4 protein-coding genes are annotated in these 4,122 nt (G+C 69.7%); all 4 read right to left on the bottom strand.

Annotated features, from left to right (window positions below; all coding sequences use genetic code 11):
• Positions 1-75: 75 nt before the first annotated feature.
• The 4 genes from LXT21_RS23235 to LXT21_RS23220 all read right to left on the bottom strand — a co-directional run bounded on the left by LXT21_RS23235 (position 76) and on the right by LXT21_RS23220 (position 3,990).
• Positions 76-1,467, bottom strand: a complete 1,392-nt coding sequence (locus LXT21_RS23235; RefSeq protein WP_254040358.1) for an MATE family efflux transporter — start codon at positions 1,465-1,467, stop codon at positions 76-78.
• Between the two features lie 148 nt (positions 1,468-1,615).
• The gene (locus LXT21_RS23230; RefSeq protein WP_407667022.1) at positions 1,616-2,398 is read right to left on the bottom strand and encodes a DedA family protein; all 783 of its coding nucleotides are present in this window, start codon (positions 2,396-2,398) and stop codon (positions 1,616-1,618) included.
• Positions 2,399-2,471: 73 nt separating this feature from the next.
• Positions 2,472-3,491: a hypothetical protein gene (locus LXT21_RS23225; protein WP_254040356.1), complete on the bottom strand. Its 1,020-nt coding sequence runs from the start codon at positions 3,489-3,491 to the stop codon at positions 2,472-2,474.
• 28 nt (positions 3,492-3,519) lie between these two features.
• Entirely contained in the window at positions 3,520-3,990 is a 471-nt protein-coding gene (locus LXT21_RS23220; RefSeq protein WP_046713822.1) for a cyclic nucleotide-binding domain-containing protein, read from the bottom strand.
• Between the last annotated feature and the right edge of the window lie 132 nt (positions 3,991-4,122).

Genomic DNA, 4,122 nt, shown 5'->3' with positions numbered 1-4,122 from the left:
GCGAGTGCTTCACCCAGGTGGCTGCTGTCCTCGAACCGCGAGGGTCCGAGGCGGCAGCCACCTACGAAACGACACCTACGCCGCCACCACGACGGGGGCTTCCACCACCGGAGCCAGGGGGTCGACCAGCGACTTCTGCTCCCAGATGCGAGACCGCCAGCGGACCCACATGGAGATGCCCCGGACCCACTCATCCGCGGCGACGGCCAGCCACACGCCCGCGAGTCCCAGGTGGAGCTTGAAGACGAGCACATAGCCCAGCGGCAGGCTCATGCAGACCATCGACAGGAAGCCCATGTACACGGTGAAGGGCGCGTCCCCCGCCGAGCGCAGCGCGTTCACCAGCACCAGGTTGAACGAGCGCCCCGTCTCCAGCATCAGCCCGATGACGATGACCTGCGTGGTGAGCCGGACGATGTCGCCGTCATGGGTGAACATCCCCACCAGCGGCACGCGGACCAGGATGACGACCACGTCCACGAGGAAGGTGATGGCCACCGCCCACTTCAGGCTCTGCAGCACCCGCCGGTACGCGTCCTCCGCGCGGCCCGCGCCCACCAGCCGCCCCACGATGATGGCCGTGCCCATGCCGACGGCGAGGCTGAACAGGAACACGTACTGGGAGATGGCGTTCGCGTACTGACGCGAGGCCAGCGCCGTCGAGCCCAGGAACGTCACGTAGTACAGGAACACCGCCTGGCAGCACTGGTACGTGCCCTGCTCGACGGCGGAGGGCACGCCCACGCGGAGGATCTTCCGCACCCTGTCCGAGGTGAACCGGACGAAGTCGCGCGCCTTCATCCGCACGTCCATCACCCGGTACAACAGCCACACGAACACCAGCAGCGCCAGCGCGCGGCTCACCACCGTGGAGATGGCCGCGCCGGCCACCTCGAGCCGAGGCAGCCCCAACAGCCCGAAGATGAGCAGCGCGTTGCCGCCCACGTGCAGCGCGTTCATCCCCAGGGCGATGAACATGGACTCCCGCGTGAAGCCATAGGTGCGGATGAGCGCGGAGCACACGTTGATGAGCGCCTGGAGGAAGATGAACCCTCCGGCGATGCCCATGTACGTGCGGGCCTGCTCCAGCACCACGCCCTCCAGGTTCATCCGCGCCAGCAGCGCGTCCCCGCCGAAGAGCAGCCCCGCGCTCACCGTCACGCCGAGCAGCAGGTTCAGGGTGATGCCCATCGCGGCGATGCGCGCCGCCTCCTCGGAGCGCCGCGCGCCCAGGTACTGGGACACGACGACGGAGGCGCCGTTGCTCATCACCTCCATGATGAGCAGACAGATGAACAGGAACTGATTGACGACCCCCACCGCGGAGACGGCGTCGTCGGACACACCGCTGAGCATCAGCGTGTCCGCCGTTCCCATCATCATGAAGAGGAGGAGCTCCAGGAAGATCGGCCACGTGAGCCGAAACAACCCCATCCTGGCGGGGTCCTGCGCAGTCGTGAGGGACATGGTTCGCCGCGATGAACGCGGGCTGGGACTAACAGGCGCCGAAACGCGTCGCCAGCCACATCGTGCCCGCCTGCCGTCCGTCACGGGAGCCTCACGGCTCCTGTGAGCTCAAAGCACGGCACCTCGCTCGCGACAGCCTCGGCGAGCCTCAGTGCTTCATCAACTCGCGCGACGGATCCACCGACGCGGTCACCTTCTCCGGCGACGACGACGTGGACGCCACCTTGAAGAGGGGCTCGGAGCCGCTGCCCTTCACGGTGTTGTGGGGCTTGGACGTGGGCGCGGCGGGCTCGTCGTTGGACAGTGACGAGGACGTCACGGCGGGCGTGCCCTGCCCCTGGGCGGCGAGGCGCTTGTTGCGGCTGCGGCGCCACAGGAAGAAGCCCACGCCGACGACGGCGAGCACACCCATGACGGCGTACTGGCCTTCCTTGAACTTGCTGATGAGCATGTCCAGCTCGCCACCGAAGTGGAACCCGAGCCAGATGAACACCGGCGCGGACAAGAGCGCGGCCAGGCCGTCCCAGAAGATGAAGCGCCAGTAGGACATGCCCACCGAGCCCGCGGTGAAGTACGTCACCGCGCGCACGCCCGGCATGAAGCGGGCGATGCAGACGATCTTCTGCCCGTGGCGCTCGAAGAGCCCCTCCACGCGCGCGCGCTTCTCCGGCGTGACGATGCGCGCGAAGAACCCTCCGCCGCCCTTCGGCGCCTCCTGGGTGCCTCCGGTGCCCCGCCCCAGCCTCCCGCCCAGCCTGCGGCCGGCGAAGAAGATGAGGCTGTCGCCCACCAGGATGCCCAGGAAGCCGACCACCATCATCACCGGCAGGCTCGCCGCGCCCTTGTGGGCCAGGAAGCCGCCCAGGATGAGCGAGATGTCTTCAGGCAGCGGCACGCCCAGGCCACAGGCCACGAGGATGCCGAAGACCATGGCGTAGGCAATGACGCCCTGGGAGTCGCCAAGCAGGGTGGTGAGGAAATCAAGCACGCGTTGTCCCGTCCGTTCACTTCCGAGGGGCCTGCTGGGGCACCGCCCGAGCCAGCCCATCCAGCGCCCACGCATCAACCGGGCGCGCCTCCTCAAAACTCCGCGACAGGGCCTTCAATCCGAAATACCCGTCGCGCCCGGCCGCTTCATAGGCCCCGACCGGAGCCCCCGTGGCCGTCAGGGCCAGCGCCCGACTCAGGAGCGCCACCCCGTACTCGTCGACCGTCCCCTCACCCGCCCCCCGGGCCTGGGCGTCCTTCAGCGCCGCCGCCCCGCCCGCCCAGCGAGCACCCAGGCGCCCGGCCAGCCGTGAGCTCAGTACCCCACGCGCCAGCTCCCGCACCACCGGCTCGGCGTCAGGCGTGCGCGTCACAGGTCCCACCACAATCACCCACCCCCGCCCCGTGTCCACCGGCCGCACGCTCCCCTCGGCCTCGAGCAGATTAACCACCACCCGAGGTGCGGGCCCACCTTCCGGCAGGCCCAATAGTCGTGTCGTCTGTTGGACGGGGGCATCCAGCAGCGGGAGCCACGCGCGCTGCTCGAAGCGGAAGTCCGGCAGCGTCTCCGCGCGCAGCGCCGTCACCGGCCACTCCTGCTCGGCGCGGGCCAGCAACTCCTCCAACCCGGTGAGGCTCGCGGCGCGGCCCGGCGCCTTCGGTCCTCCGAGAACGCGGGCCAGGTAGACCTCCACAGGCTCGGGGTGCGCGGCGAAGTACGCGCGGGCCTGGGCGAGCACGGCGTCCGACGCGGAGGCCAGCACCTCGCGGACGCGGGCGCGGGCGCGGGTGTAGCGGATGACGGGGACGGGATGGGCCCGCTCGACGGGGCCCGCGTCGTAGCCCGCGCGGTTGAGCAGCGCATAGAGCGTGAAGACGCGGACATCCGCGCGCACCTCCAGGCCACCGGGCGTGTACTGACTGGCGAACCAGTCCTCCTCGGAGGCGATGGAGACCTGGGCGGCCGACCCCGCGAACGCCAGGGGCGACGCAAGGACCCCGAGCAGCGGGAGGACGGCCAGGTGGGAGGCTCGCATACGGAGCCCCGACGCTACCACGCGCCCCTCAGGCGGCCGGCGCCTTTCCGATGAGGGTCCGAATCATGTCCCGGTTGTCCCGGGCCTTCTGGCCGAAGAAGCCGACGATGCCCATCAGCAGCTTCACGCAGGCCTGGGGCTTGGTGGCCAGCAGCTTCTGGAAGTCCGCCGCGCGAATCTCCAGCGCGGACACGTCCGTGACGGCCGTCGCGGTGCAGAGCCGCTCACCCTTCTGCACCAGGGCCAGCTCGCCCAACGGCTCGCCCGTGCCCACCTCGCCCAGTGACACGTCCTCGCCCGACGGGCTCTTGGCGCTCAGCCGCACCGTGCCCTCGCCGACGATGATGAGCGACTCGCCCGTCTTGCCCTCGACGAACAACGCGGTGCCCTTGGGGAAGGCCCGAGGCACGGCCACACCCGCGAAGATCTGGATGCCGGTGTCGGTGAAGCCCTTGAAGAGAGGGCACGCCTTGAGGGTGTTCGCAGGCACGAGAGCCATGGTGCCAGGGTCCTAACACGGGCCGCGCGGGCCGGCGAGTCAACGGCTCACGGGCCGGGCGATGAAAAGTCCCAAGCAGGACGCGGTGTTATCCGCAATCGCCGGATTCACGCAGGGGCCCTGGCCCTGCCG

The organism is Myxococcus guangdongensis (genome assembly GCF_024198255.1).
GTDB lineage: Bacteria > Myxococcota > Myxococcia > Myxococcales > Myxococcaceae > Myxococcus > Myxococcus guangdongensis.
Note: the sequence above shows the minus strand (reverse complement) of the source record. Positions and strands in the feature narration are given on the sequence as shown.

What these genes read in the sequence shown, in the direction of transcription:
- LXT21_RS23225 (WP_254040356.1), bottom strand. Translation starts at nt 3,491, where the DNA reads ATGCGAGCCTCCCACCTGGCCGTCCTCCCGCTGCTCGGGGTCCTTGCG.
- LXT21_RS23230 (WP_407667022.1), bottom strand. Translation starts at nt 2,398, where the DNA reads ATGGTCTTCGGCATCCTCGTGGCCTGTGGCCTGGGCGTGCCGCTGCCT.
- LXT21_RS23220 (WP_046713822.1), bottom strand. Translation starts at nt 3,990, where the DNA reads ATGGCTCTCGTGCCTGCGAACACCCTCAAGGCGTGCCCTCTCTTCAAG.
- LXT21_RS23235 (WP_254040358.1), bottom strand. Translation starts at nt 1,467, where the DNA reads ATGTCCCTCACGACTGCGCAGGACCCCGCCAGGATGGGGTTGTTTCGG.